Source organism: Kitasatospora sp. NPDC058406 (assembly GCF_042722765.1).
GTDB lineage: Bacteria > Actinomycetota > Actinomycetes > Streptomycetales > Streptomycetaceae > Kitasatospora.
This window is the reverse complement of record NZ_JBHXKE010000045.1, coordinates 1-24951: the sequence shown is the minus strand read 5'-3', so window position 1 is coordinate 24951 and position 24951 is coordinate 1. Positions and strand designations below refer to the sequence as shown.

The window sequence follows — 24951 nt, the reverse complement described above, 5'->3', positions numbered from 1 at the left end:
GTGGAATCGGCAGGAACGGACGTTGACGTGGCTACGCAGAGTACGGACAAGGGCGCGGCGGGTGGCGGAGCCGGGTCGCGGCCCCGCCTGATGCTGCTCGACGGGCACTCCATGGCCTACCGGGCGTTCTACGCACTGCCCGTGGAGAACTTCAACACCTCCACCGGCCAGCCGACCAACGCGGTGTACGGCTTCGCCTCGATGCTTGCCAACACCGTCCGTGACGAGCGGCCGACCCACCTCGCGGTGGCCTTCGACCTCTCCCGCCAGACCTTCCGCTCGGAGGCGTTCCCCGACTACAAGGCCAACCGGGCCAAGACCCCGGACGAGTTCCGCAGCCAGATCGGCCTGATCGGCGAACTGCTCGACGCGATGCACGTCCCGCGGATGACCGTCGAGGGCTTCGAGGCCGACGACATCATCGCCACCCTGGCCACCGCCGCCGAGGCGGCCGGCTTCGACGTCGACATCGTCACCGGCGACCGCGACTCCCTCCAGCTGGTCACCGAGCACGTCACCGTCCTCTACCCGACCAAGGGCGTCTCCGAACTCACCCGCTACACCCCGGAGAAGGTCGCCGAGAAGTACGGCGTCACCCCCCGCCAGTACCCGGACCTCGCCGCCCTGCGCGGCGACCCGTCCGACAACCTGCCCGGCATCCCCGGCGTCGGCGAGAAGACCGCCGCCAAGTGGGTCAACCAGTTCGGCTCCTTCGACGAACTGGTCTCCCGTGCCGACGAGGTGAAGGGCAAGATCGGTGAGAAGCTGCGCGAGCACCTCGACTCGGTCAAGCGCAACCGGGTCCTCACCGAGCTGGTCCGCGACGTCGAACTCCCCCTCGGCGTCACCGACCTGGAGCGCACGCCGTTCGACAAGGCGGCCGTCACGACCCTGATGGAGTCGCTGGAGTTCCGCAACGCCAACTTCCGCGACCGCGTCCTCGGCATCGACCCGTCCGGCGCCGAGGCGGAGGCCGAGACCGAACTCGCCCCCGGCGTCGAGGTCGACGGCGAACTCCTCACCGACCCCGGCACGCTCGCCGCCTGGCTCGGGGAGCACGCCGCGGGCAAGACGCCGGTCGCGCTCGCCGCCGTCTACCAGTGGGCGCTCGGCAGCGGCGAGGTCACCGAGATCGCGCTCGCCGTCGGCGAGACGGCCGCCTGGTTCGACCCGGCGCTGCTCGCCGAGGAGGACGAGCGCGCCTTCGCCGCCTGGCTGGCCGACCCGGCCGCCCCCAAGGCGCTGCACATCGCCAAGCAGGTCATGCGGGCCTTCGCCGAGCGCGGCTGGCGGATCGAGGGGGTCCACGCCGACACCGCCCTCGCCGCCTACCTGGAGAAGCCCGGCCGCCGCACCTTCACCCTCGACGTGCTCGCCGAGGAGTACCTGGCCCGCTCGCTCGCCCCGGCCCCCGCCGCGGAGTCCGGCCAGCTCGCCTTCGACGCCCCCGAGGAGGACCCGACCGCGGGCGCCCAGGCACTGATGCTCCAGGCCCGCGCCGTGCTCGACCTCGCCGCGCTCTTCGATACCCGCCTCACCGAGGTCGGCGCCACCGGGCTGCTGCGCGACATGGAGCTGCCGATCGCCGCCCTGCTCGCCCGGATGGAGCGCACCGGCATCGCCGCCGACCGCCCCTGGCTCACCGGCCTGGAGGCGCAGTTCGCCGCCGAGATCCAGCGCGTCGTCGAGGAGGCCCACGCCGCCGCCGGCCGCGAGTTCAACCTCGGCTCGCCCAAGCAGCTCCAGGAGATCCTCTTCGGCGAGCTCGCCCTCCCCAAGACCAAGAAGATCAAGACCGGCTACACCACCGACGCCGACGCGCTCACCTGGCTCGCCACCCAGACCGACAACGAGCTGCCGGTCATCCTGCTGCGCCACCGCGACCAGGCCAAGCTGCGCACCACCGTCGAGGGCCTGCTCAAGACGGTCTCCCCGGCCGGCCGCATCCACACCACCTTCAACCAGATGGTCGCCGCCACCGGCCGGCTGTCCTCGCAGGACCCGAACCTGCAGAACATCCCGGTCCGCACCGAGGAGGGCCGGATGATCCGCCGCGCCTTCGTCGTCGGCGAGGGCTACGAGGCGCTGCTCACCGCCGACTACTCGCAGATCGAACTGCGGATCATGGCCCACCTCTCGGAGGACGACGCCCTGATCGAGGCCTTCGCGACCGGCGAGGACCTCCACACCACCGTCGCCTCCCAGGTCTTCGAGGTGCCGGGCACCGCCGTCGACGCCGAGATGCGCCGCAAGATCAAGGCGATGTCCTACGGCCTCGCCTACGGCCTCTCCGCGTACGGGCTCTCCCAGCAGCTCGGCATCAAGCCCGCCGAGGCGCAGGGCCTGATGGACACCTACTTCGAGCGCTTCGGCGGCGTGCGGGACTACCTGCGCCGGGTCGTCGACGAGGCCCGCGCCACCGGCTACACCGAGACCCTGCTCGGCCGTCGCCGCTACCTGCCGGACCTCAACAGCGACAACCGCCAGCGCCGCGAGATGGCCGAGCGGATGGCCCTCAACGCCCCGATCCAGGGCTCGGCCGCCGACATCGTCAAGATCGCCATGCTGCGGGTCGACGAGGCGCTGACCGCCGCCGCCCTCGACTCCCGGATGCTGCTCCAGGTGCACGACGAAATCGTGCTGGAGCTCGCCCCCGGCGAGCGCGAGCAGGTCGAGGCGATCGTCCGCGAGCAGATGGCGGGCGCCTACCCGCTGCGCGCGCCGCTCGACGTCTCGGTCGGCGTCGGTGCCGACTGGGAGGCCGCCGCGCACTGACGCCCGACGGGAGCCCCTCCTGGGCGGCGGCCGACGGACCGCCGCCCGGGGGCCTTCTGCGGCCCGCGCCGCCGCCCTGCGCCGGGGGCGTGACGGAGCGGGTGACCGTCGAACAGCTCGGGGAACTGCTCGCGCCCGCCGGTCTGGCGGTCGAGCTCCGGACCGACCGGTACGTCCGGACGCGCGGGGGCGGCCCGCCGGTCCTCGTGCCCGATCCGCCCGCCGACCGGCCCGCGGGGTAGGCCGGCCCGGCGGTGCGGAGGGTCTTCCCGGCCGCCCCGCCCCGCTCCTACGCTGAGGCGGTGAAGAACCGGGCACCGATTCCGCGCCTCACCGCGACGCCCGGCGCCGCAGTGCTGACGGTCCGTCCGGGCGGCGGGCGGTGGTCTCTCGCCGGGTGGATCGTGCTCTCCCGCGCGGTACTCGGACTCGGCCTGCACTTCACCTGGTTCGCCGCCTACGTTCCGCTGATCCTCGTGCTCCGGTTCCTGGTCAAGCTCGACCCCGTCGTCACCCTGTGCGTCGTCTGCGGCGTCTACGTCCTGTGCTCCCTGCGGGGAGGGGTGCGGGAGATGAGGGAATCGTTGCGCCGCTTCCACGGGGTGGAGTTCAGCCCGCCCGACGCCCCTGAGCGGTTCCGGTTCGTCCGGGCCGCGCCGGGCGGGCGGTGGCGGCCGGTGTCGGACCTCCGGCACGTGAGGATCCTGCACCTGGTCGCCGCTCCGGAGGACGGCCGGCCGGCGCCGGTGGACAGCGTCTGGGCGGTGTCGGTGCGGGTGAACGGCGCCCCCTGGTCGGCGCTGTGCGACGGCCGTGGCGACCCCGGGGCCGCCGCGGAGGCGCTGGTGCGGTTACTGGAACCCGTCGGGGTGCCCGTGGAGTTCGTGGCCGAACGCGGTCCGAAGCGTCCACAGCGCCGCCGTCCTGCGGCAGCCGTCCGCCCGCCCGCCGATGCGGTGCCCGGCGGCGCAGGGCCCGCCGATGCGGGGCCCGCCGGTGCGGTGCCTGCCGATGCGGGGCCCGCCGACGCGGTGCCGGAGGGCCGGTCCTGAGGGTCCCCCGGCGCCCCGCCGCCCCGGTGCCCGCCGTTGACGGCGGCGCCCGAGCCCGGGGATCTGTCGGGATCCGCCGGGATCCACCCGGCGAGCACTGTGCACGACGGGACTTGATGCCGCGTCAGGAAAGCTCTTCACTTGTCATGGTGCCGACGCGCTCGATGCGGCACGGCGCCGTCCCACCGCTCTGACACTCCGACGCCTCACCCGACGAGTCTGGAGATCCCCTCATGCCCCAGCCCCGCATGCGGCGCGCCGTCGTGGCGCTCGCGGCCCTGCCCCTGCTCGCGCTCGGCGCGGGTCAGGCCGTGGCCGCCCCCGCCCCTGTTCCGGCCTCCGCCCCCACCGCACCCGCACCCGCGTCCGCCACCCGGGTGTCCGCGATCGAGGACGAGGTCGCCCGCACCCTGGCCACCTCCCTCACCGACGCCGCACTGCGTGAGCGGCTGCGGTCCGCGACCGCGACCGCCCCGGGCGGCGCCGCCGAGCTCGGCCCGCTGGCCGCCGCCGCCCAGGGCCCCGCCGCCCGCGGGCTCGCGGCCACCGCCGCGCAGGCGGACCGCGCCATCGCCACGGCCAAGGGCCTCGGCGCCGGCCTCGGCCCGCTGCTGCGGGTCCAGTTGGCCGATCCGTCGATGCGGGCCGCCCTGGACGCGGGGGCGGCGCCGCTGGTGGCCACCGCCGTCGCCGACGACCACGCCCGCACCGTCCGCGCCTACGACGCCGCCGGCCGCCTGCACGTCCTCGACGCCGCGACGGTGCCCGGGCAGCCGGTCTACCTGGTCGACATCGACACGGCCAGGACGCTGGCCGCCGGGATCGCCGTCCTCCAGGGGGAGTTCGGCGCGCTCGGTCTCGGGACCGCCGGTCCGGGCGCAGCGGCTCCCGGCGCGGTGGCGGCCGTTCCGGCCGTTCCGGCCTCGGCGCAGGCCGCCGGTGGCTGGTGGGCCACCAAGATCAGTGGCATCGAGGTGTCCGACGACGAGGAGCCCTGGTTCAAGGGCGCCGCCGAGATGTTCAGCCTGGTGACCGGCTTCGGCCAGGACGGCAAGGTCAAGGTCGACTCGGTCGCGATGCCGTACCTCCAGTACGACGGCACGGTGTACTACCCGAACCAGATCCTGGTGAACTGGTCGTCCTACAAGTACAACCTGGCCGATGTCGTCCTGATGGAGGACGACGGTGACACCAACTACCTGGCGCTCGCCCAGGCGATCGCCGCCGTCCTGCTCACCATCGCCGACCAGGGCGCCTACATCCCGCTGGTCAACGCCGTCCTGGCGGCGCTGCCCGGTTCCTGGTGGACCGACGACCCGGACTACGTGGAGTCCTGGTACACCCTCGCCCGGGCTTCGTCGGGCCGCCTCAACGGGGCGCGCGGCAACGGCTGGATGACCGTCGAGCCGTACTTCGTCCAGCAGTCCTGACCCGGCCGCGGCGGACGGCCGTCCGTGGGGGTGCGTCCCCGCGGGCGGCCGTCCGGTGCGCGTGGTGCGTCCGGTGCCACCGCCCGCCGCGCGCGGCACACCGGACGGGCGACGCACCCGGACGTGTGGCGCACCGACCGGCTCAGCGCCGGGCGTTGGTGCGCCTGGTCGGTTCGGCCGTGGTCGGGTCCTCCGGCCAGGGGTGGCGGGGGTAGCGGCCGCGCAGGTCGGCGCGGACGGCGCGGTAGCCGTCGCGCCAGAAGGTGGCGAGGTCCCCGGTGACGGCGGCCGGGCGTCCGGCGGGGGAGAGCAGGTGGACGGTGAGCGGTACGCGTCCGCCGGCCAGCGCCGGGGCCGCCGCCCAGCCGAAGAGTTCCTGCAACTTGACCGCCAGCACCGGGCGTTCGCCGCTGTAGTCGACCCGGATCCGGGAGCCGGACGGGACGGTGATCCGTTCCGGCGCCAGCTCGTCCAGCCGCCCGGCCGCGCCGCTCGCCCAGGGCAGGAGGCGTTGCAGGGCGGCGGCGGTGTCGATCCGGGCGAGGTCGGAACGCCGCCGGGCGCGGGAGAGTTCGGGCTCCAGCCACTCCTCGGCGGCGGCCAGCAGCGCCTCGTCGGAGACGTCCGGCCAGGGTTCGCCGAGCGCGGTGTGCAGGAACGCCAGCCGCTCGCGCAGTCCGGCCGCTCCGGCGGGCCAGCCGAGCAGGGCGCCGACGCCCTCGCGGGACAGTCCTTCCAGCAACGCGGTCCGCACCAGCGCCGGTGCGGGTCGGCCGAGGGGCTCGGCGGCGAGTTCGACGGCGCCCAGTGACTCCACCCGCCGGGCGGTCACCTCCCGGCGCCTGACGTCCCAGTGCACCTCCTCGCGGGAGGCGAGCAGGGGCGCGCCGGCCAGCCTGGCGGTCCCCTCGTCGAGCGCGGCGGCGTGCAGGACCCGCGCGGACGGTGAGCCGGCCGGGCGGTCGGCGGCGGCCACGGCCAGCCACGGGACGCCGCCCAGTGCCGTGCCGGGGGCGAGTTCGGCGGCGGTGCCGGAGGCCATCAGGTAGGGGCTGCGGGTTCCGGGTTCGGGCTTCTCGACCCGGGCCCGGGCGATCCGTTCGGGGAAGGCCAGGGCCACCACCAGCCCGGTGGCGGCCGCGTCGGGGAGGGACGAGCCCGGCGTGCCCGGCGTGCCCGGCGTGCCCGGCGGGTTCTGCGGGCTCCCGGCGCCCGCGCCGTCGCCGCCGGTCCCGCGGCGCAGGCGGCGGACCTCCTCGCGCCAGCGGCCGGCGTAGGGGTCCCGGCCGCCGCGGACGGTGCGCAGGACGGCGCCGAGGTCGTCGCCGAGGGGGCGGGGCGGTTCCTCGGAGAGCAGGGCGACCACCTCGGCGGCCCGGTCGGCGCCGACCAGCGGGGCGCCGTCGACGAGCGCGCGGGCGAGCCGGGGGTGCAGGCCGGTGCGGGCGAGCCGGACGCCGCGCGGGGTCGCGCGGCCGTCGGCGTCGACCGCGCCGAGGGCCTGCAGGGTCTGCCGGGCGGCGGCCATCGCCCCGGCGGGCGGGGCGTCGGGCAGGGCGAGCCCGGTGGCGTCCGGATCGCCCCAGCAGGCGGCCTGGAGGGCGAACGGGGTGAGGTCGGCGAGGGCGATCTCGGGGGTGGGGAAGCGTGCGGCGAGGGCGTCCTCGGCCTCGGCCCAGCAGCGGTAGACGGTGCCGGGGGCCTCGCGGCCGGCGCGGCCGGCGCGCTGGCGGGCGGCGGCGAGCGAGGCGCGGACGGTGACCAGGGCGGCGAGCCCGCGCGCGTGGTCGGTGCGCGGTTCGCGGGCCAGCCCGGCGTCCACCACGATCCGCACGCCGGGCACGGTGAGGGAGGACTCGGCGACGGCGGTGGCGAGCACGACCCGGCGCCGGTCGCCGGCGGCCAGCGCCGCGTCCTGCACGGGCTGCGGGGCGCGGCCGTGGAGTTGGAGCACCTCAGCGGGCGCGCCGTCGAGCAGCCCGGCGACCCGGGCGATCTCGCCGACGCCGGGCAGGAAGCAGAGCACGTCGCCGTCCTTCTCGGCGAGTGCGCGGCGGACGGTGGCGGCGACGTGGTCGAGCAGCGCGAAGTCGACCCGGGTGCCGTGGGCGGGGCGGACGGCCCGTGGGGGCGGGGCCCAGACCGTCTCGACGGGGTGCGAGACGCCGTGCGCCTCGACGACGGGGGCGTCGTCCAGCAGCCGGGCCCAGGCCCCGGTGTCGGAGGTCGCGGAGGCGCAGACGATCCGCAGCTCGGGGCGGAGCGCGGCCCGGACGTCGAGCAGGAAGGCGAGCGCGGTGTCGGCGTCGAGGTGGCGTTCGTGGCACTCGTCGAGGACGACGACGTCGACGCCGGGCAGTTCCTGGTCGCGTTGGAGCCGCTGGAGCAGCACGCCGGTGGTGACCACCTCGACCACCGTCCGGGGGCCGACCCGGCGGTCGCCGCGCACGGTGTACCCGACGGTCTCGCCGACGGCTGAACCGAGCAGCCAGGCCATCCGGCGGGCGGCGGCCCGGACGGCGAGCCGTCGCGGTTCGGCGACCAGGACCCGGCGGGCGGGCGGTGCGGCGGCCTCCCCGGTGTCGACGAGCCCGGCGAGGGCGAGCGGCACCAGGGTGGTCTTGCCGGTGCCGGGCGGGGCGGCGAGCACCGCGGCGCCGTGGCCGTCGAGGGCGCGGTGGAGGGAGGGCAGGGCGGTACGGACGGGCAGTTCGCGCCAGGCGGGGTTCATCGGCCGCGCGGTCCCGGTCAGCCGCGCTCGGCGACGAAGATCGCCGTGCCGGGGATCAGCCGTCCGCGCAGCGGCGACCAGCCGCCCCACTCCTGCTCGTGCGCGTCCGGCCACTCCGGCTCGACCAGGTCGAGCAGCCGGAAACCGGCGGCGACCAGTTCGCGGACCCGGTCGCCGAGCGTGCGGTGGTGCTCGACGTAGGTGGCGCGGCCCTGCTCGTCCTGTTCGACGTACGGGGTGCGGTCGAAGTACGGGGAGACGGCGGTCAGGCCCTCGACGCCGGGCTCGTCGGGGAAGGCCCAGCGGATCGGGTGGGTCACCGAGAAGACCCAGCGGCCGCCGGGCCGGAGCACCCGGTGGACCTCGCGCATCAGGGCGGCGGTGTCGGCGCTGAACGGGACGGCGCCGTAGGCGGAGCAGGCGAGGTCGAAGGAGGCGTCGGCGAACGGCAGGACGGCGGCGTCGGCCTGGACGACGGGGACCGGCGCGGTGCCGCGGGAGAGGTCGATCCGCAGCGAGTGCTGGAGTTGGCGGTACGAGATGTCGAGGGCGACGGGGCGGGCGCCGCGGCCGGCCAGCCAGCGTGAGCACTGGGCGGCGCCGGCGCCGAGTTCCAGGACGGTGCGGCCGGCCACGTCGCCGAGCAGGCGGGCGTCCGCCTCGTCCAGGCCCTCGGGGCACCAGGTGAACCGGTCGTCGCCGAGGAACGCGCCGTGCTCGTCCTGGTACTCGTCGGCGTTGCGGTCCCACCAGTGCCGGCTGGCCCGGCTGCTCTCGCCGGTGCCGGCGGAGCGCCTTACCGCGTCGTCGCCGTCCTCGTCAAGATCGTCCGCGTCGGAGTGGGCGCCGGGGCCGGCGGGGTCGTCGAGGTCGTGGAGACCGTCCGGGCCGGGTCCGGCGGCGTGGCGGACGGGCTCGGGCAGCTCGGGGCGGGGGGTGGCGGTCACGGTGACAAGGCCCATCGCGTAGGGTGTGATTCTGCGGAAGCGCCGCTGCCGCGAACCGGCCCGTAAGGGTCTGGGTCCCGGCGGTGGCATCCGGGGAAGGACTCCCTGCGGCCGCCACCCATGAGGTGCGCAATCGGAGGATATGGCCTGTTCCGTGCCGGGCTCCACCGTCTTGACGCCCTTGGCGTTGACCGTGCCTGGCCGTCCCCGTATGCTACAAGTTGCGCTGCGGGCCTGCGCGCCTCAGACGGAGCAGGTCGCGCTCGCATCTGTCGAAGACCCCACGGTCGCAAGACGGACGCCGATCTCCCGTTCTCGGGTTTTCCGGTGCGCCGTGTTCTTGGCTGTCCGGCTTTCGGTGGGAGCGATACGGGCCCTCCGCGTGGCATTACCTACGACTTTCATGTCCGCACCGGAGCCCTTTTCCTAATGACGAGCCCCACCGACTCCTCCCTCAGCACCACCCCGCAGGTCGCGCTCAACGACATCGGCGACGCCGAGGCGTTCCTGGCCGCGATCGACGAGACCATCAAGTACTTCAACGATGGCGACATCGTCGAGGGCGTCATCGTGAAGGTCGACCGTGACGAGGTCCTCCTCGACATCGGTTACAAGACCGAGGGCGTCATCCCGTCCCGCGAGCTGTCGATCAAGCACGACGTCGACCCGCACGAGGTCGTCGCCGTCGGCGACAACATCGAGGCCCTGGTTCTCCAGAAGGAGGACAAGGAGGGTCGTCTCATCCTGTCCAAGAAGCGCGCTCAGTACGAGCGTGCCTGGGGCACGATCGAGAAGATCAAGGAAGAGGACGGGATCGTCACCGGTACCGTCATCGAGGTCGTCAAGGGTGGTCTCATCCTCGACATCGGCCTCCGCGGCTTCCTCCCCGCCTCGCTCGTCGAGATGCGCCGCGTCCGCGACCTCCAGCCCTACGTGGGCAAGGAGCTCGAGGCCAAGATCATCGAGCTGGACAAGAACCGCAACAACGTGGTCCTGTCCCGCCGTGCCTGGCTGGAGCAGACCCAGAGCGAGGTCCGCCAGACCTTCCTCACCACCCTGCAGAAGGGCCAGGTGCGCTCCGGCGTCGTCTCCTCGATCGTCAACTTCGGTGCCTTCGTGGACCTGGGTGGCGTCGACGGCCTGGTCCACGTCTCCGAGCTGTCCTGGAAGCACATCGACCACCCGTCCGAGGTCGTCGAGGTCGGCCAGGAGGTCACCGTCGAGGTTCTCGACGTGGACATGGACCGCGAGCGCGTCTCCCTGTCGCTGAAGGCGACCCAGGAGGACCCGTGGCAGCAGTTCGCCCGTACCCACCAGATCGGCCAGGTCGTTCCGGGTAAGGTCACGAAGCTGGTTCCGTTCGGTGCGTTCGTCCGCGTGGACGAGGGCATCGAGGGCCTGGTCCACATCTCCGAGCTGGCCGAGCGCCACGTGGAGATCCCGGAGCAGGTCGTCCAGGTCGGCGACGAGATCTTCGTCAAGGTCATCGACATCGACCTGGAGCGTCGTCGCATCAGCCTGTCGCTCAAGCAGGCCAACGAGGCGCTGGGTGCCAACCCGGCCGAGGTCGAGTTCGACCCGACCCTGTACGGCATGGCCGCCTCGTACGACGACCAGGGCAACTACATCTACCCGGAGGGCTTCGACCCCGAGGCGAACGACTGGCTGTCCGGCTTCGAGAAGCAGCGCGAGGAGTGGGAGCGGCAGTACGCCGAGGCCCAGACCCGCTTCGAGCAGCACCAGGCCCAGGTCATCAAGAGCCGCGAGGCCGACGCGGAGGCCGCTGCCGAGGGTGGCGACGCCGTCGCCGCTGCGGCCGGTGGCTCCTACTCGTCCAGCAGCGACGAGGGCTCCGGCGCTCTCGCCTCGGACGAGGCCCTGGCCGCCCTGCGCGAGAAGCTGGCCGGCGGCCAGAGCTGAAGCTCTGATCCTGCCGCTGGTTCTCACTAGCGCATAGCGTCACCGACGAACCCCACCCGGTCTCCGGGTGGGGTTCGTCGCTTTTCCGGCGGCGCACGGGGGTGCCGTTTATTTGTTCCTTATGTGAAGGAATTTTGTGATGAGGGGCTCATCGGACCGCTATGGGTGATTCGGGACCAAGGCCCTACCTTGGGATGAGTTGCCCGACGGGTCGCTCACCCGGCCCCACACGCTAGGCACCCCCCGCACATGCGCCGTAGCACCGCAGTGACTCCCGCCTTCCGTACGGCCGACGACCCCAGGGTCGACGGGCGTCTTGCCGCCCTCGGCCGGTTCTGCTTCCGGCACCGGCGCTGGGTACTCGGTTTCTGGGCGGTCATCCTGGTCATAGGCGTGCTGATCGGCGGGCGGGTCTTCGAGGGTTCGGTGGCCGGCGCCGCCTCGGCGAGCTCGGAGGCCGACCGCGGCGGCGCGGTGGTCACCGCCGCCGACCCGGCCAGGGGAACCGTCACCGCCGTGGTGGACGGGAAGCCCGTGGACGACCCGGCCGTCCGGGACGCCGTCACCCGCGCCACCGCCGAGATCGCCGTCCTCCCCGGGGTCTCCTCGGCCGTCGACGCGTACGGCTCCGGCCCGGGCGCCGCCGCGCTGCGCTCGGCCGACGGCACGGCGAGCCTGGTCTCGGTGCGGATGGCCGACACCAGCACCGCCGCACAGACCACCGCCGTCACCCAGCGCCTCGCGGCCGTCCGGGCCGACGGTGCCGAGGTGACCGTCGGCGGGGACCTCGTGCTCCAGGACGAGGTCAAGAAGCAGACCGAGAAGGACACCCGGTTCGGCGAGATCGTCACCCTGCCGGTCACCCTGGTCGTGATGGTGCTGGTCTTCGGCGGCCTCGCCGCCGCCAGCCTCCCGGTGATCGGCGCGGTCGCCTCGGTGGGCGGCGCCCTGCTGGCCATGTTCGGCTTCAGCAAGATCATGGACATCGACACCAGCGTGCTGCCGATCGCCACCGTGCTCGGCCTCGGTCTGTCCATCGACTACGCGCTGCTCATGGTGAATCGTTTCCGCGAGGAACGCGGGCACGGAGCGTCGATCGCCGCCGCCGTCGAACGGACCGCGGCCACCGCCGGCCGGACCGTCGCCTTCTCCGGACTGACCGTCGCCGTGGCCCTCGCCGGCCTCTTCGTCTTCACCAGCCCCGTGCTCGGGGCCGTCGCCGCCGCGGGCGTGAGCGTGGTGGTGATCGCCGTCGCCGCCGCCCTCACCCTGATCCCCGCACTGCTCGGCTTCGCCGGCCGCCGGATCAAGACACCCACCACGCCCGTCCCCGACGAGGGCTTCTTCAGCCGCACCGTTCGTCGGGTCCGCAAGCGCGCGGTCCCCGTCGCCCTCGCCTGCACCGCGCTGCTGATGGCCGCTGGGGCCCCCTTCCTCCACGCCGACATGCGCAACTCCGGCGCCGCGGTGCTGCCGCACTCCTCGGCCGGCCGCCAGGTCGCCGACACCGTCGACCAGCGCTTCCCGCAGGCCTCGCCCGCTCCGGTCACCGTCGTCGTCGAGGGCGGCGCACCGGTCGCCCAGGCGTACGCGGACGACGTGGTGGCAAAGATCCCCGGCGTCAGCGGCGTGCGGGCGGTGACGCCGGTGAGCGACACGGTCTCCACCATCGACGTGCTGGTGCACGGAGACCCCCAGGGCGGACAGGCCAAGCAGGTGGTCGAGGAGCTGCGCGCCGACCGGGGCGGGCTCACCACCCACGTCACCGGCGGCGCCGCCTCGGTGGTCGACTTCCGGCACGAACTGCTCACCCGGGGCCCGATCGCGCTCGGCCTGGTCGCGCTGGGCACGCTGATCCTGCTCTTCCTGATGACCGGCTCGGTGGTGATGCCGGTCAAGGCCCTCCTGATGAACCTGCTCTCGCTGGGCGCCTCGCTCGGCGCGCTCACCCTGGTCTTCCAGGACGGCTGGTTCAGCGGACTGCTCGGCTTCAGCCCCACCGGGGGTCTGGAGACGTTCATCCCGGTGCTGGTCTTCGCGTTCGCCTTCGGGCTCTCGATGGACTACGAGGTCTTCCTGCTGGCCCGGATCAAGGAGCTGCGTGACAAGGGCCACAGCTGTACCCGGGCCGTGGAGCTCGGCGTCCAGCGCAGCGGTCGGATCATCACCTCGGCGGCGCTGCTGATGGTCATCGTCTTCGCCGGCTTCGCCCTCGGCGACATGCTGATGGTCAAGCAGATGGGCATCGCGCTGGCCGTCGCCGTGGCGGTGGACGCCACCCTGGTCCGCTGCCTGCTCGTCCCCGCCACGATGAGCTTCTTCGGCGAGTTCAACTGGTGGGCCCCGGCTCCGCTGCGCCGCCTGCACGACCGGTTCGGGCTGAGCGAGCACGTCGACCTGCCCGCCATCGAGCCGGCCGTCCTGCCTGCGCCGCGCGGCACGCCCGCGCCCGCGGCAGAGGCCACGTCGGCGTTCGCGCCCGAGGCCGCGGTTGAACCGGGCCTGGCGCCGGTCGGTTCCTAGGGCGTCCGGCGGGCGTCCGGCGGGCGCGCTCAACTGCGCGCGCGGTAGGCGCGCATCGACAGCGGGACGAACACCGCCGCGATGCCCGCCGCCCAGGCGAGCGACCAGAGCACCGGCCCGGCCACCGGCCCGCCGGTGAGCAGCCCGCGGAAGGCGTCCGCCAGATGGGTGACCGGATTCACGTTCACCCAGGCCTGGAGCCAGCCCGGCATGGTGTCGACCTGGACGAAGGCGCTGCTGGTGAAGGTGAGCGGGAAGATCAGCACGAACGCGAAGACCTGGACCTTCTCGGCGTCGCCCGCCAGCATCCCGATCAGGACGGCGCCCCAGGAGAACGCGCCCGTGAAGACGAGCAGCAGCGCCGCCGCCGCGACGAGCCCGGGGATCCCCTCGGTCAGGTCGAACCCCATCAGCGTGCCCAGGCCGATCATCAGCAGCATCGCCCAGAGCTGCTTGCACAGGTCGGCGGCGATCCGCCCGAGCAGCGGCGCCGAGCGGGCGATCGGCAGGCTGCGCAGCCGGTCGAAGACGCCCTTGGTCAGGTCGGAGTTGAGCGACATGGCCGTGTACATGGTGGTGAAGAGGGCGTTCTGGCAGATGATCCCGGCCAGCGCGTACTGCAGGTACGCCTGCGGGGAGCCGGCCATCTGGCCGCCCAGGACGTAGGTGAACAGCAGCACGAACATGATCGGCGTGACGCTGAAGTCGACCAGTTCCAGGGGGTTGTGCTTGACGGAGACCAGGCTGCGCCAGGCCATGGTGGCGGTCTGCTGGAGCGCGGCGAGGGGCCGGACCCGGCCGGATCCGGGGGCGGGGGAGGCGGCCCGGTCGGTGAGGACGGCGGTCATGACGGCCTCCCGGCCTGCTCGTAGGAGTCGTTGCGGCCGGTGTCCCCCGGCCCTGCGCCCGGCCGGCCGTCGCCCTGCTCGGCGTCCCCGGTGGGGGAGGACGCGGGTTCGGCCCGGTGCCCGGTGAGGGCGAGGAAGACCTCGTCCAGGCTGGAGCGGCGCAGTGCCAGCTCGCCGACGGCGATCCCGGCGGCGTCCAGCCGGCGGACCACGGCGGGCATCAGCTCGGGGTCGTTGACCGGCGCCGTGACGGCCCCGCCCTCGATCCGGGTCTGCGGGCCGGCCGCCTCGCCGATCAGGGCGTGGGCCCGGTCGAGGTCGTCGGGGCGGACCGGGCGCAGTTCCAGCACCTGGCCGCCGGTGCGGTCCTTCAGCTCGTCCGGGGTGCCGCCGGCGATCACCCGGCCCTTGTCGATGACGACGATCTCGTCGGCGAGCCGGTCCGCCTCGTCGAGGTACTGGGTGGTGAGCAGTGCGGTGACCCCCTCGGAGACCAGGCCGCGCAGCAGCTCCCACACCTCGCCGCGGCTGTGCGGGTCGAGGCCGGTGGTCGGCTCGTCGAGGAAGAGGATGCGGGGCCGGCCGACCAGGCTGGCGGCGAGGTCGAGTCGGCGGCGCATCCCTCCGGAGTAGCCCTTGGCGGCGCGCCCGGCCGCGTCGCCGAGCCGGAAGCGTTCGAGCAGTTCGGCCGCCCGGGCGCGGGCCTCCGGGCGGCTCAGGCCGAGCAGGCGCCCGATCATCAGCAGGTTCTCGGTGCCGCTGAGGTTCTCGTCGACGGCGGCGTACTGGCCGGTGAGCCCGAGCAGGGCGCGGACCCGGCCGGCCTCGCGGACCACGTCGTGCCCGCCGACCAGGGCGCGTCCGCCGTCGGGACGCAGCAGGGTGGCGAAGATCCGGACGGCGGTGGTCTTGCCGGCACCGTTGGGGCCGAGCAGGCCGAGGACGGTGCCGGATCTGGCGACCAGGTCGACGCCCGCCAGCGCCTGGGTCTCCTTGAACCGTTTGACCAGGCCTTCCGCCCGGATTGCGTCGGTCATGGCCGGACCTCCCGACTTGTGGGTGTGCGTCCGGGTGAGGGCGCACACCCTTCCAGGGTCGGTCAGGTCGTACTGTTCTGCCCATGCGACTGACCAAGTTCGGGCACGCCTGTGTACGTCTGGAGCACGAGGGGGCGGCCGTCGTCGTCGACCCGGGATCGTTCACCGATCCGGCCGCGGTGGTGGGGGCGGACGCGGTGCTGATCACCCACGAGCACGTGGACCACTTCGAGGAGGCCCGGCTGCGGGCGGCGCTGGAGGCGGATCCGGCGCTGCGGGTCTGGACGAACGCGGCGGTGGCGCGCCAGCTGGACGGCGTGGCGTCGAGGGTCACGGTGGTGGGGGAGGGCGACGCGTTCGAGGTCGGCGGGATCGGGGTGAGCGTGCACGGCGAGTGGCACGCGGTGATCCACCCGGAGATCCCCCGGATCGGGAACGTCGGCTTCCTCTTCGACGGCCGGGTCTTCCACCCGGGGGACGCGCTGACCGTGCCGCCGCACCCGGTGGAGACGCTGCTGCTGCCGTTCGCCGCGCCGTGGACCAAGGTCGGCGAGCTGATCGACTACGTCCGGGAGACCGGGGCCCCGCGGGTGGTGCCGGTGCACGACGCGCTGCTCAGCCCGGCGGGGCTGGCGGTGCACACCCGTCTGGTGGGGGCGGGCGGGCCGGGGACGGGCGCGGAGCTTCGCACGCTGGGCGAGGGGGAGAGCGCGGACCTGGGGTGAGGCGTCGCCGGTACCCGTCGGACGGCAACGGCTCCCCGGCTCGTACTTGCCAGAGGGCACGGACGCGCCGGTAGCCTGGCGCCATGCTGAAGATCGGACTGACGGGCGGCATCGGCGCCGGCAAGAGCGAGGTGTCGCGGCTGCTGGCCGCCCACGGCGCGGTGATCGTGGACTCCGACGTGATCGCCCGCGAGGTGGTCGCCCCCGGGACGGGCGGACTCAAGGCCGTGGCCGCCGAGTTCGGCGTGGGCGTGCTGGCGGCGGACGGTTCGCTGGACCGGCCGGCGCTCGGGGCGATCGTCTTCGCCGACCCGGAGCGGCTCGCGGCGCTGAACGCGATCGTCCATCCGCTGGTGCGGGCGCGGTCGGCGGAGCTGGAGGCGGCCGCCTCCCCGGACGCGGTGGTGGTGCACGACGTCCCGCTCCTCGCCGAGAACGGCCTCGCCCCGCTCTACGACCTGGTGATCGTGGTCGATGCGGAGGACGGTGTGCGGATCGACCGGCTGGTCCGCCTGCGCGGCATGGCCGAGGAGGAGGCGCGGGCCCGGATGGCGGCCCAGGCGAGCCGGGCCGACCGGCTGGCGATCGCCGACGTCGTGATCGACAACAGCGGCCCGCTGACGGACCTGGCGCCGCGGGTCGCTGACGTCTGGTCGGAACTGAAGGCGCGTCACGCCTGACTTCTGACTGAATCTGACCGGATCTGATCGAATCCGATCTGGTCAGACCGTCGGTGCGGCGCAGATCATGGAGTAATGGCTGATCACATAGCTCCGACGGTCGTGACCCTCGACCGGTACGGCCCGCCCGAACAGGCCGAGATCCTCGGCGACGGCCCCGACCCGTACGGGGTCGCGGACACCGGGCTCACCTGGCTGCCCAAGGAGGTCCACTTCGGCGTACGGGCGGTGGAGGACGGCCGACTCGTCGCCCACACCGGGCTGCTCCGGCTGCCGCTGACGGTGGGCGGCGTGGACCTGGAGGTGATGGGCGTCGGCGGGGTCGCCGTCGCCGCCGAGCTGCGGGGGCGGGGCCTGGCGCGCGCGGTGGTCGGCGCGGCCCTGAACCACGCGCGGACGCTGGGCCACCGCCGTGCGCTGCTGTTCTGCCGGCCGCCGCTGGTCCCGGTCTACCGGCGGCTCGGCTGGCGGGAGCTGCTGGCGGACGTCCACGTGGAGCAGCCCGAAGGGCGGGTCGCCCTCATGCCGCTGCGGACCATGTGGACCCCGCTGGCCGCGGGGACCGAGTGGCCGGAGGGGCCCGTCCGGCTGCGCTCGCTGCCGATGTGACCCGGGCGACCGGTGCGGCCCGGGCAGCCCGGCCGGGCGGTGCGGCCCGGGCAGGCGGTGCGGCCGGTGCGGCCGGTGTGTCAGTGCGCCGGGCCGCGTCCGGCCGGGGCCGGTGGCTCACTCGGGCCAGTCGGAGCCCTCGATCACGTCGACGAAGTCGGTCCGCTCGAACCCCGGGCTGAACCGGGCCAGCACGTCGGCCTTGACGTTCCCGAACGCCGTCTCCGGCTTGGGCGCGATGCCCTCGTGGAAGGCACGCAGGATGCCGCGCTTGAAGTCCGGCCGGGGGTGGGCGGCGACCACCGCGTCCCGGGCCCCGGCGGGCAGGTCGTGGTAGCCGATGCCGAGCACGTCCAGCTCCACACCGGCCGTGGTGAGCGCGATCTCCGGCTCCAGGTACTCCGGAACACCGGGCGTGGTGTGCAGGGCGATCGCCTCCCAGACCAGCCGGACCCGCTGTTCCGGCACCTGGCGGGCGCGGAGGAACGCGGCGGCCGCCTCGGCGCCGTCGACCTCGAACCGGCGGCCGGACGAGCGGTGCTCGGGAGCGAGGCCGACGTCGTGGAACATCGCGGCGAGGTAGAGCAGCTCGGGGTCGAAGGCGAGCCCGCGGCGGTGGCCCTGGAGGGCGCCGAACAGGTAGACCCGGCGCGAGTGGTGGTAGAGCAGCTCGGTGGAGGTGTCCCGGACGAGCTCGGTGGCCTCGACGGCGAGCCGGCTGTCGGGGATCGCCACCCCGGCGATCTCGGCGGCGCCGGTGGTGTGGTCGGCGCTGCCGGTGGGGTCGGTGGTCATGCGTTCGCTCCTTCGGTCCGGGGGGTGGCGGCGTGGCCGACGGCGGCGGTGGCCAGGGCCCGGATCATCGGGTGGACCTGGGTGCCGTCCCCGGCCAGCTCGGGCTGGAACAGCGAGGCGAGGAAGAACGGGTGTTCGTGCCCGGGCAGTTCGAGGATCCGCAGCTCGCCCGAGTCGTCCACGCCGCTGAACCGCAGCCCGTGCGTGCGCAGCTGCTCCAGGTAGGCGTCGTTCAGCCCGTACGCGCAGTGGTACCGCTCCAGGGTGCGGGTGGTGCCGAGGACGCGCTCGGCGAGCGAGCCGGACGTGATGTGCACGGCGCCCTCGTGTCCGACCAGGGAACAGGTGAGCGGCACGATCACCTGATCCTCCTCCTCCGGGTGGCTCTCGCCGTGCGCGGCGGAGCCGAGGCCGCAGACGTCGCGCGCGTACTCCAGCACGGCGTGCTGGAAGCCGGCGCAGGTGCCGAGGAAGGGGATGCGGTGCTCGCGGGCGGTGCGGACGGCGGCCACCGCGCCCGCCTCGCTGCGGTACGGGCTGCCGGGCAGCAGCCAGATCGCGTCGAAGCCGTCGAGGGCGCCGGGGGCCACGGCGTCCTCGGTGGGGATCCAGTAGGCGTCCAGCACGAGCTGCTCGCGGGTGGCGAGCACGTCGAGCAGCCCGGGGATCCGGGCGTGCGAGCGGACGGCGGGGGAGCGGTCGCCGACCAGGGCGAGCCGGGGGGTGCGGTAGGTCATGCGGCTATCCTGGCCCGCGTTGCCACATCAGTGCCAACGATGATTCCTTACCCGTCGATTAGAAGGACTGATGCCAGGTGGACCCGCAGCAGCTGCGCACCTTCGTCACGGTGGTCCGGCTGGGCTCCTTCTCCGAGGCCGCCCGCGAGCTCGGCTACACGCAGTCCGCCGTCTCCCAGCAGATCGCCGCGCTGGAGGCGGATCTCGGGGCCGCCGTGCTCGCCCGCCGCCCGGTCGCCCCGACCGAGGCCGGCGCGCGGCTGTTGGAGCACGCCGCCTCCCTGCTGCTACGGCTGGATGCGGCGCGCGCGGACGTCGCACGCCTGGTCGGCGCTCCGAGCGCCCGCCTGGTGGTCGGAGCGACCCCGCTGGCGATCGGCGCGGTCCTGGGGGGCGCGCTCGCCGACGTACGCCGGGCGTACCCGCGGACGGATCTGACGGTCCGGGTGGTCGCCCAGGACGCGCTGCCCGCCGAGGTGGCCACCGGCGCGGTGGACCTCGCCCTGATCGACGGCCCGGCCGCCCCCAGCGATCCGCTCCCGCTGCCCGACGTCGGCCCGCTGCGCACCGTCGCGGTCGCCGAGCAGCCGCTCGCCGTCGCCCTGCCGACCGGCCATCCGCTGGCCGGTCGGCCCGGCCTCTCGCTCGCCGACCTGTCCGCCGCCCGCTGGCTGGACGCCCCCGGCCTGGCGCCGACCGGGGCCCGGCTGCGGGCGGCGACCGCCGTCGACGGCTTCCGTCCCGCCGCCCGCTACCTCGGGACCGACGTCCGCGGTCTGCTCGCCCTGGTCGCCGCCGGTCACGGCCTCGCCGTCCTTCCCGCGTCGGTCCTGGACGGCGCCCCGGGCGTGGTGGCCGTGCCCGTCCGCGCGCCGCGGCTGGTGCACCGCACGGAGCTGGTCCACGGCAGCCTGCCGGAGGGCCCGGCGGCCGAGCTGGCCCGACTGCTCGGCGGTGCGCAGGTCCGAGAGCGCGGGGCCTGACGGCGTGAGCGCGTGACGGCGTGAGAGGGTGACGGCGGGGGGCGCGGTGAGTGGCGGCGCGGTGGATCCCGTCGTCTCACCCGACGACGGCGGCTCCCGGACAGCACGGGCCGGGGGTCTCGTAGCAGACGTACCCCAGGCAGCCGAGGCAGACGGAGATGTTCTCCAGTCGCCAACTCCGGCCGTGGCAGGAGCAGGTGGCGCGTTCGCGGAGCAACGCGTCCCAGCCGGCGGTGCCGCCGTTCGCCGCGAAGGCGGCCGTGACGTAGGAGTCCGTGGCCGGGTCGTCCGGTGCGTCCGCGCCGGTGCCGGGGCGGGCGGTGCCCAGATGCCAGCAGTACAGGGCGAGCAGGGCCCGCCCGTCCACCAGGCGGTAGGCCGCCCGGCCGTCGTCCTCCCAGGCCCGGACCAGCCCCGCGACCCGTTCGGCGAACGGCCGCGAGGGGTCGAGCAGGGCCAGGTTTCCTTGCGGTGGTCGCGAGTTGGCGCTCATGGCGGTACCCCTTTCCGGGGCCCACGGTAGGGCGTGCCGGGCGGGGGCCGGTCACCGGGGTGGGGGATGGCGATCTCCGCAGGGTGGGGCGGTCGGCCGGCCGCCGGGGTGCCTGCCGACGCTCCCGCCGGGCGGTCCCGCCCCCGGGCGCCGCAGCCCCCGCCGGGGCCGCCGACGCCCTCGTCGTGGCGTTCACGCCCAATTCATTGCAACGAATGGCGGGCGGTCGTTGCTTTCGCTGCCAGGATTCTTGCAACGATTAATTGCCTTTGACCTGCGATGATTGATGTTCTGCGCAATGAGCTTGTTGCCGCAACTTGGAAAGCAACGTAGCTTTTCCGTTGTCAGAAACAACGAGCCGAAGGACAGGCACCATGCAGAAGTTCGACACCCCCGCCCCGGTCTCCGCCCTCCTCGACATCCCCGCGGGGCGCATCCGGTTCATCGCCGCCGACCGCGCCGACACCGTGGTCGAGATCCTCCCTGCGGACCCCTCGAAGAGCCGCGACGTGAAGGCCGCGGAGCAGACCGCGGTCGAGTACCGCGACGGCGTCCTGCGGATCGAGGCCGCGCCGGCGAAGAACCAGTTCTTCGGCCCCTCCGGGTCCGTCGAGGTGACCGTCCGGCTGCCCGCCGGCTCCCGGGTCGACGCCAAGGCCGCCGACGCCGAACTCCGGGGCGTCGGACGGCTCGGCGACGTCGCCTTCGAGGGCGCGCGGGCCGCGGTCAAGCTCGACGAGACCGCCGGAGCCCGCCTCACCCTGCAGGCCGGCGACGTCTCGGTCGGCCGCCTCGGCGGCCCCGCGCAGATCAGCACCCAGAAGGGTGACCTCCGCATCGCCGAGGCCCACCACGGCACCGTCACCCTGCGCACCGAGTACGGCGGGATCGAGGTCGGCGCCGCGCGCGGCGTCTCCGCCTCCCTGGACGCCGGGACCGGGTACGGCCGGATCCACAACGCGCTCCGGAACACCGGTGGCACCGTCGACCTGGCCATCCACGCGACCACCGCCCACGGCGACATCACCGCCCACAGCCTCTGATCGGCACGCCCCCCACCGTTCGCGCCTCCACGGGCCGCGCCTCCACGGGCCGCGCCTCCACGGGCCGCGCCTCCACGGGCCTCCCGCTCCACGGCTTTCCCGCTCCACCCCCTGCGGCGCCGTCGCCGTCCACCACCACCGCCGATCCGTTCCGACCCCGGAAAGAAGAGACGAGCAATGACCACGATCCTCAAGGAATCCGTGTGGACCGGCACGGTGTCGGTCGACGACACCGCCCTGGCCGTGACCGACACCGGCTGGTCCGGCCGCCCCGTCGTCTACCTCAACGGCTCCTACGCCGACCAGTCGCACTGGCGCCGCGTCATCGCCGAACTCGGCGGCGACTTCCGCCACATCACCTACGACGAGCGCGCCCGGGGCGGGTCGGAGCGTTCGGCGGACTACTCCTTCGAAGCGTGCCTGCGTGACGTCGACGCCGTCCTCGAAGCGAGGGGCGTGGAGCGGCCGATCCTGGTGGGCTGGTCCTACGGTGCGATGATCGCGATGCACTGGGCCGCCCGGAACCCGGACCGCGTCGCGGGGGTGGTGCCGGTGGACGGCGCCCTGCCGCACGAGTGGCTCGACGACGCCGCCCGGGAGCAGATCCGGAAGCTCTTCCGCCGGATGAGCCCGCTGTTCCCGGTCGCCCGCCGGATCGGCATGGCCGCGCGGATGAGCGCCGCGCAGCACGCCGAGATCAACATCGAGGCCAACGAGCTCTGCGCGCCCGCCGTCCTCGACCCGGTCTTCGAGCGCGCGACCGCGCAGGTGCGGTACGTGCTCGCCACGGGCGGGAACCTGGGCGGCGAAGCGAAGTTGATGGAGCAGATCCGCTCGAACCTCGACCCGGTGCTCGCCCGTCACCCCAACATCCGCGTCAGTGCGAAGGTCGCGAGCAACCACTCCAAGATCCTGCGCAACGACTTCCGGGCCGTCGCCGACGCGGTGCGCGAGCTGGCCGCGTCGGCCGCCTGAACGACGGCGCGGACCCGCCGGTCCGCCGAGAAGCTCCGAGAAGCACCGGAAGCACCGGGAGCACCGGGAGCATCGGGGAGCACAGGGGAGCACCGGGAGTGCCCACGGATACCGCAGGAGGGCTACCGGCAGACGGTGCCGTCGGCCGGGACCTCGTCGGCGAGCAGGTACCCGTCGACCGCCCGCTTCAGGCAGGGGTTGCCGGTGTCGTAGCCGCCGTGGCCCTGGCCCTCCAGCGTGATGCCGATGCCGACGCCCGCGCCGAGTTCGCGGGCCATCGCCCGCGCGCCCTCGTACGGGGTGGCAGGGTCGCCGGTGTTGCCGACGACGAGGATCGGGGCCGAGCCCGGGGCGGACACCTCGGGGTGGTCGGACCGTCCGGGCACCGGCCAGCCCGTGCAGCCGATCAGGCCCCAGGCGGTGAACTCGCCGAACACCGGCGAGGCCCGGCGGAACTCCGGCAGCCCGGACCGGACGTCGGCGTCGCTGTAGCGCTGCTTGTCGTCGGCGCAGGAGATGGCCCGGTTGGCGGCGGCGGAATTGTTGTAGCGGCCCTGGGCGTCGCGGCCGAGGTAGGCGTCGGCGAGTGCCAGGAGGGTGGTGCCGGTGCCCCCCTGCATGGCCTCCTGGAGGCCCACGGCCAGGGCGTTCCACGTCTGTTGGCTGTACAGGGCGGCGGCGATGCCGGTGACGGCGAGGTCCTGGGTGAGCCGCCGGCCGTCGTCGGTGGGCAGCGGTGCGCCGTCGAGGCTGCGGAGCAGGCCGGTGATCCGCCCGGTCCCCTCGGCTCCGCCCCCACCGGTCGGACAGGACGTGCCGGCCTGGGCGGCGCAGGCCTTCATGAAGTTCTCCAGGGCGAGTTGGAAGCCCTTGGCCTGGCCGAGCGAGGACTGCGCCGGGTCCTTGGTCGGGTCGACCACGGCGTCCATCACCAGGTGTCCGACGTTCTGCGGGTACAGGTGTGCGTAGACGCCGCCCAGTTCGGTGCCGTAGCTGAGTCCGAAGTAGTGCGTCTTCGGGTCGCCGAGCACCTGGCGCAGGAGGTCCAGGTCGCGGGCGGCGGAGACGGTGTCGACGAACGGCAGGACGGGGCCCGAGTTCTGCTCGCAGGCGGTGGTGTAGCGGGCGTTGGACGCGTCCAGGGCCGTGACCTCGTCGTCGGTGTCGGGGGTGCCGTCGACGCCGGCGAGGGCGTCCGTGGCCCGGTCGTCGAGGCAGGTCACGCCCGCGCTGTTGCCGACCCCGCGCGGGTCGAAACTCACCAGGTCGTAGCGGGTGTTGAGGTCGGCGTAGTCCTTCGCGGCGGCGGGCAGCGTGGTGATGCCGGAGCCGCCGGGGCCGCCGAAGTTGTAGATCAGGGAGCCGATCCGGGGTTGCGGGCCGGTGGCCTTGGCGCGGATCAGCGCGAGGTCGACGGTCCGGCCGTCCGGGGCGGTGTGGTCGAGCGGGGCTTTCAGGGTGGCGCACTCCCAGGGGGTGCCCGGGGCGGGGCCGCTGCCCTCGGCGACGGACGGGGCCGGGCAGGTCTGCCAGGTGAGCTGCTGGCCGGTGAGCGCGGCGGGCAGGGGCGGGACGGTGGCCGGTGGGGTGGCCGGTGGGGTCGAGCCGCTCGCGGCGGCCGGAGGCGTCGTGGCGGTGGTCGGGGCGGGCGACGAGGCCGGCGGGGAGGCCGGCGAGGCCGGGCCGGACGAGCCGGCGTCGGAGGCATCGCTCCCGCAGGAGGCCGTCGGGGCGAGCAGCGCCGCGGCCAGGCCCAGCGCGCCGGCCGCGCGTACGACAGGGTGCATGGGGGTTCCGTTCCTGGACCGGCGGGTGGGGGGCGTGCCCGGTCCGGTGAGCGCCTCGTCCGGAGCGCCTTGCGTCGTGGCGTCAGCCTAGGTGCGGGGGCGGAGCCCCGCCCGTCGGGCGGCGGACCGATCCCTCGTGCAGGGTGGGTTGCCGAAGTCGATGTGGCTCGTTGTTCCTGCCGTGAGCCCTGACTTCCCCGCCCGTCGCGGCGCCCTTGAAGAAACGATTCTGCGCGCCCGCCCTGCGGTAGGCGCCCGTCCAGCCGTCACCCGGCTTCCTGTCCGGGGGCGGTCATGACGTACGAGACCCCCCGCGTCCCCGACCAGCGTGCCGCCGAGGAGGGCTGCGCGACGGCCCTCGACCTCCGGGTGGTCGTCTGCCCCGGCCTGACCCTCTCCGTCCCCGCGCGGCTGCGCTACCGCACCGCCGATCCCTATGCCGTCTTCCTGGACAACCACACCGACCTGGCCACGCCGATCACCTGGGTCTTCGCCCGAGAACTCCTCGCGGCGGGCCTGCACGACCGGGCCGGCATCGGCAGCGTCTCCGTCCGCCCCGGTGGCGGCGAACGGTCCGGGACCGTCCTCATCACCCTCACCGGCGAGGGCAGCAGTGTCGTCCTGAGTGCCCAGGCCGAACGGGTCAGGGCCTTCCTCGCCCGGACCGAGAGCCTTGTGCCCTCCGGCCGGGAACCCGCCCACCTCGACCTGGACGGTCTGCTCCGCCGCCTCTGCGACGGCGGAGCCGCCTCCCCGGGGCCGTGAGCGGGTGCCGCCGGGGCCGTCCCCCCCCCGGGGGGGGGGAGGGCCCCGGGGACCTCGAAGGCCGCCCCGCGGTGCCCGGTCGCCACGGCCGGCACC

21 protein-coding genes are annotated in these 24951 nt (G+C 74.2%); 13 read left to right on the top strand and 8 right to left on the bottom strand.

Going from position 1 to position 24951, the window contains the following annotated elements; translation table 11 throughout:
• The first annotated feature begins 90 nt into the window (after positions 1–90).
• The 4 genes from polA to ACFWOG_RS11890 all read left to right on the top strand — a co-directional run bounded on the left by polA (position 91) and on the right by ACFWOG_RS11890 (position 5257).
• Entirely contained in the window at positions 91–2775 is a 2685-nt protein-coding gene (polA, locus tag ACFWOG_RS11905; protein ID WP_355407064.1) for a DNA polymerase I, read from the top strand.
• Between the two features lie 89 nt (positions 2776–2864).
• Positions 2865–3017: a hypothetical protein gene (locus ACFWOG_RS11900; protein WP_380357250.1), complete on the top strand. Its 153-nt coding sequence runs from the start codon at positions 2865–2867 to the stop codon at positions 3015–3017.
• A gap of 60 nt (positions 3018–3077) precedes the next feature.
• A complete protein-coding gene (locus ACFWOG_RS11895; protein WP_380357248.1) occupies positions 3078–3827 on the top strand; it encodes a hypothetical protein in 750 nt (249 codons plus the stop codon).
• Between the two features lie 233 nt (positions 3828–4060).
• Positions 4061–5257, top strand: a complete 1197-nt coding sequence (locus tag ACFWOG_RS11890) for a DUF3103 family protein (RefSeq protein ID WP_380357245.1) — start codon at positions 4061–4063, stop codon at positions 5255–5257.
• A gap of 142 nt (positions 5258–5399) precedes the next feature.
• On the opposite strand, the gene hrpB is transcribed toward ACFWOG_RS11890, so the two are convergent.
• Complete coding sequence (gene hrpB, locus ACFWOG_RS11885) at positions 5400–7988, bottom strand: ATP-dependent helicase HrpB (RefSeq protein WP_380357242.1); 2589 nt, start codon at positions 7986–7988, stop codon at positions 5400–5402.
• A gap of 17 nt (positions 7989–8005) precedes the next feature.
• Complete coding sequence (locus tag ACFWOG_RS11880; RefSeq protein WP_380357239.1) at positions 8006–8950, bottom strand: class I SAM-dependent methyltransferase; 945 nt, start codon at positions 8948–8950, stop codon at positions 8006–8008.
• Between the two features lie 414 nt (positions 8951–9364).
• Between ACFWOG_RS11880 and rpsA the strand changes: the two genes are divergently transcribed.
• Positions 9365–10855, top strand: a complete 1491-nt coding sequence (gene rpsA / locus ACFWOG_RS11875) for a 30S ribosomal protein S1 (RefSeq protein WP_329879195.1) — start codon at positions 9365–9367, stop codon at positions 10853–10855.
• A gap of 249 nt (positions 10856–11104) precedes the next feature.
• The gene (locus tag ACFWOG_RS11870) at positions 11105–13378 is read left to right on the top strand and encodes an MMPL family transporter (protein ID WP_380357235.1); all 2274 of its coding nucleotides are present in this window, start codon (positions 11105–11107) and stop codon (positions 13376–13378) included.
• A gap of 29 nt (positions 13379–13407) precedes the next feature.
• On the opposite strand, the gene ACFWOG_RS11865 is transcribed toward ACFWOG_RS11870, so the two are convergent.
• Together ACFWOG_RS11865 and ACFWOG_RS11860 are read right to left on the bottom strand one after the other, a co-directional pair.
• Complete coding sequence (locus tag ACFWOG_RS11865) at positions 13408–14226, bottom strand: ABC transporter permease (protein ID WP_380357232.1); 819 nt, start codon at positions 14224–14226, stop codon at positions 13408–13410.
• Complete coding sequence (locus tag ACFWOG_RS11860; RefSeq protein ID WP_380357229.1) at positions 14223–15263, bottom strand: ATP-binding cassette domain-containing protein; 1041 nt, start codon at positions 15261–15263, stop codon at positions 14223–14225. Before ACFWOG_RS11860 ends, ACFWOG_RS11865 begins: the two co-directional genes overlap by 4 nt.
• A gap of 83 nt (positions 15264–15346) precedes the next feature.
• Here ACFWOG_RS11860 and ACFWOG_RS11855 point away from each other — a divergent pair, with 83 nt between their 5' ends.
• The 3 genes from ACFWOG_RS11855 to ACFWOG_RS11845 all read left to right on the top strand — a co-directional run bounded on the left by ACFWOG_RS11855 (position 15347) and on the right by ACFWOG_RS11845 (position 17277).
• Positions 15347–15988 (top strand): MBL fold metallo-hydrolase, encoded by a 642-nt coding sequence (locus tag ACFWOG_RS11855; RefSeq protein WP_329879191.1) that lies wholly within the window; start codon positions 15347–15349, stop codon positions 15986–15988.
• A gap of 83 nt (positions 15989–16071) precedes the next feature.
• Complete coding sequence (gene coaE / locus ACFWOG_RS11850) at positions 16072–16668, top strand: dephospho-CoA kinase (protein WP_380357226.1); 597 nt, start codon at positions 16072–16074, stop codon at positions 16666–16668.
• Between the two features lie 75 nt (positions 16669–16743).
• The gene (locus ACFWOG_RS11845) at positions 16744–17277 is read left to right on the top strand and encodes a GNAT family N-acetyltransferase (RefSeq protein ID WP_355408112.1); all 534 of its coding nucleotides are present in this window, start codon (positions 16744–16746) and stop codon (positions 17275–17277) included.
• A 117-nt stretch (positions 17278–17394) separates the two neighbouring features.
• Here the strand turns inward: ACFWOG_RS11845 and ACFWOG_RS11840 are convergent, their stop codons facing one another.
• Together ACFWOG_RS11840 and ACFWOG_RS11835 are read right to left on the bottom strand one after the other, a co-directional pair.
• Positions 17395–18072, bottom strand: a complete 678-nt coding sequence (locus ACFWOG_RS11840) for an HD domain-containing protein (RefSeq protein ID WP_329952092.1) — start codon at positions 18070–18072, stop codon at positions 17395–17397.
• Complete coding sequence (locus ACFWOG_RS11835; protein WP_329952093.1) at positions 18069–18809, bottom strand: hypothetical protein; 741 nt, start codon at positions 18807–18809, stop codon at positions 18069–18071. Before ACFWOG_RS11835 ends, ACFWOG_RS11840 begins: the two co-directional genes overlap by 4 nt.
• Positions 18810–18886: 77 nt before the next feature.
• Between ACFWOG_RS11835 and ACFWOG_RS11830 the strand changes: the two genes are divergently transcribed.
• Positions 18887–19792: a LysR family transcriptional regulator gene (locus ACFWOG_RS11830; protein ID WP_329879186.1), complete on the top strand. Its 906-nt coding sequence runs from the start codon at positions 18887–18889 to the stop codon at positions 19790–19792.
• A 76-nt stretch (positions 19793–19868) separates the two neighbouring features.
• Here ACFWOG_RS11830 and ACFWOG_RS11825 read toward each other — a convergent pair whose 3' ends face one another.
• Positions 19869–20285: a hypothetical protein gene (locus ACFWOG_RS11825; RefSeq protein WP_329879185.1), complete on the bottom strand. Its 417-nt coding sequence runs from the start codon at positions 20283–20285 to the stop codon at positions 19869–19871.
• A gap of 374 nt (positions 20286–20659) precedes the next feature.
• Between ACFWOG_RS11825 and ACFWOG_RS11820 the strand changes: the two genes are divergently transcribed.
• Positions 20660–21328 carry a DUF4097 family beta strand repeat-containing protein gene (locus ACFWOG_RS11820; RefSeq protein WP_380357222.1) on the top strand — a complete coding sequence of 223 codons (669 nt, stop codon included), beginning with the start codon at positions 20660–20662 and terminating at the stop codon, positions 21326–21328.
• 177 nt (positions 21329–21505) lie between these two features.
• Positions 21506–22303: an alpha/beta fold hydrolase gene (locus ACFWOG_RS11815; RefSeq protein WP_329879183.1), complete on the top strand. Its 798-nt coding sequence runs from the start codon at positions 21506–21508 to the stop codon at positions 22301–22303.
• A 122-nt stretch (positions 22304–22425) separates the two neighbouring features.
• On the opposite strand, the gene ACFWOG_RS11810 is transcribed toward ACFWOG_RS11815, so the two are convergent.
• On the bottom strand, positions 22426–24090 hold the full coding sequence (locus ACFWOG_RS11810; protein ID WP_380357220.1) for an alpha/beta hydrolase: 1665 nt from the start codon (positions 24088–24090) through the stop codon (positions 22426–22428).
• 294 nt (positions 24091–24384) lie between these two features.
• Between ACFWOG_RS11810 and ACFWOG_RS11805 the strand changes: the two genes are divergently transcribed.
• Positions 24385–24855, top strand: coding sequence for an SsgA family sporulation/cell division regulator (locus ACFWOG_RS11805; RefSeq protein WP_355408099.1), 471 nt, complete (start codon positions 24385–24387; stop codon positions 24853–24855).
• The last annotated feature ends 96 nt before the right edge of the window (positions 24856–24951 follow it).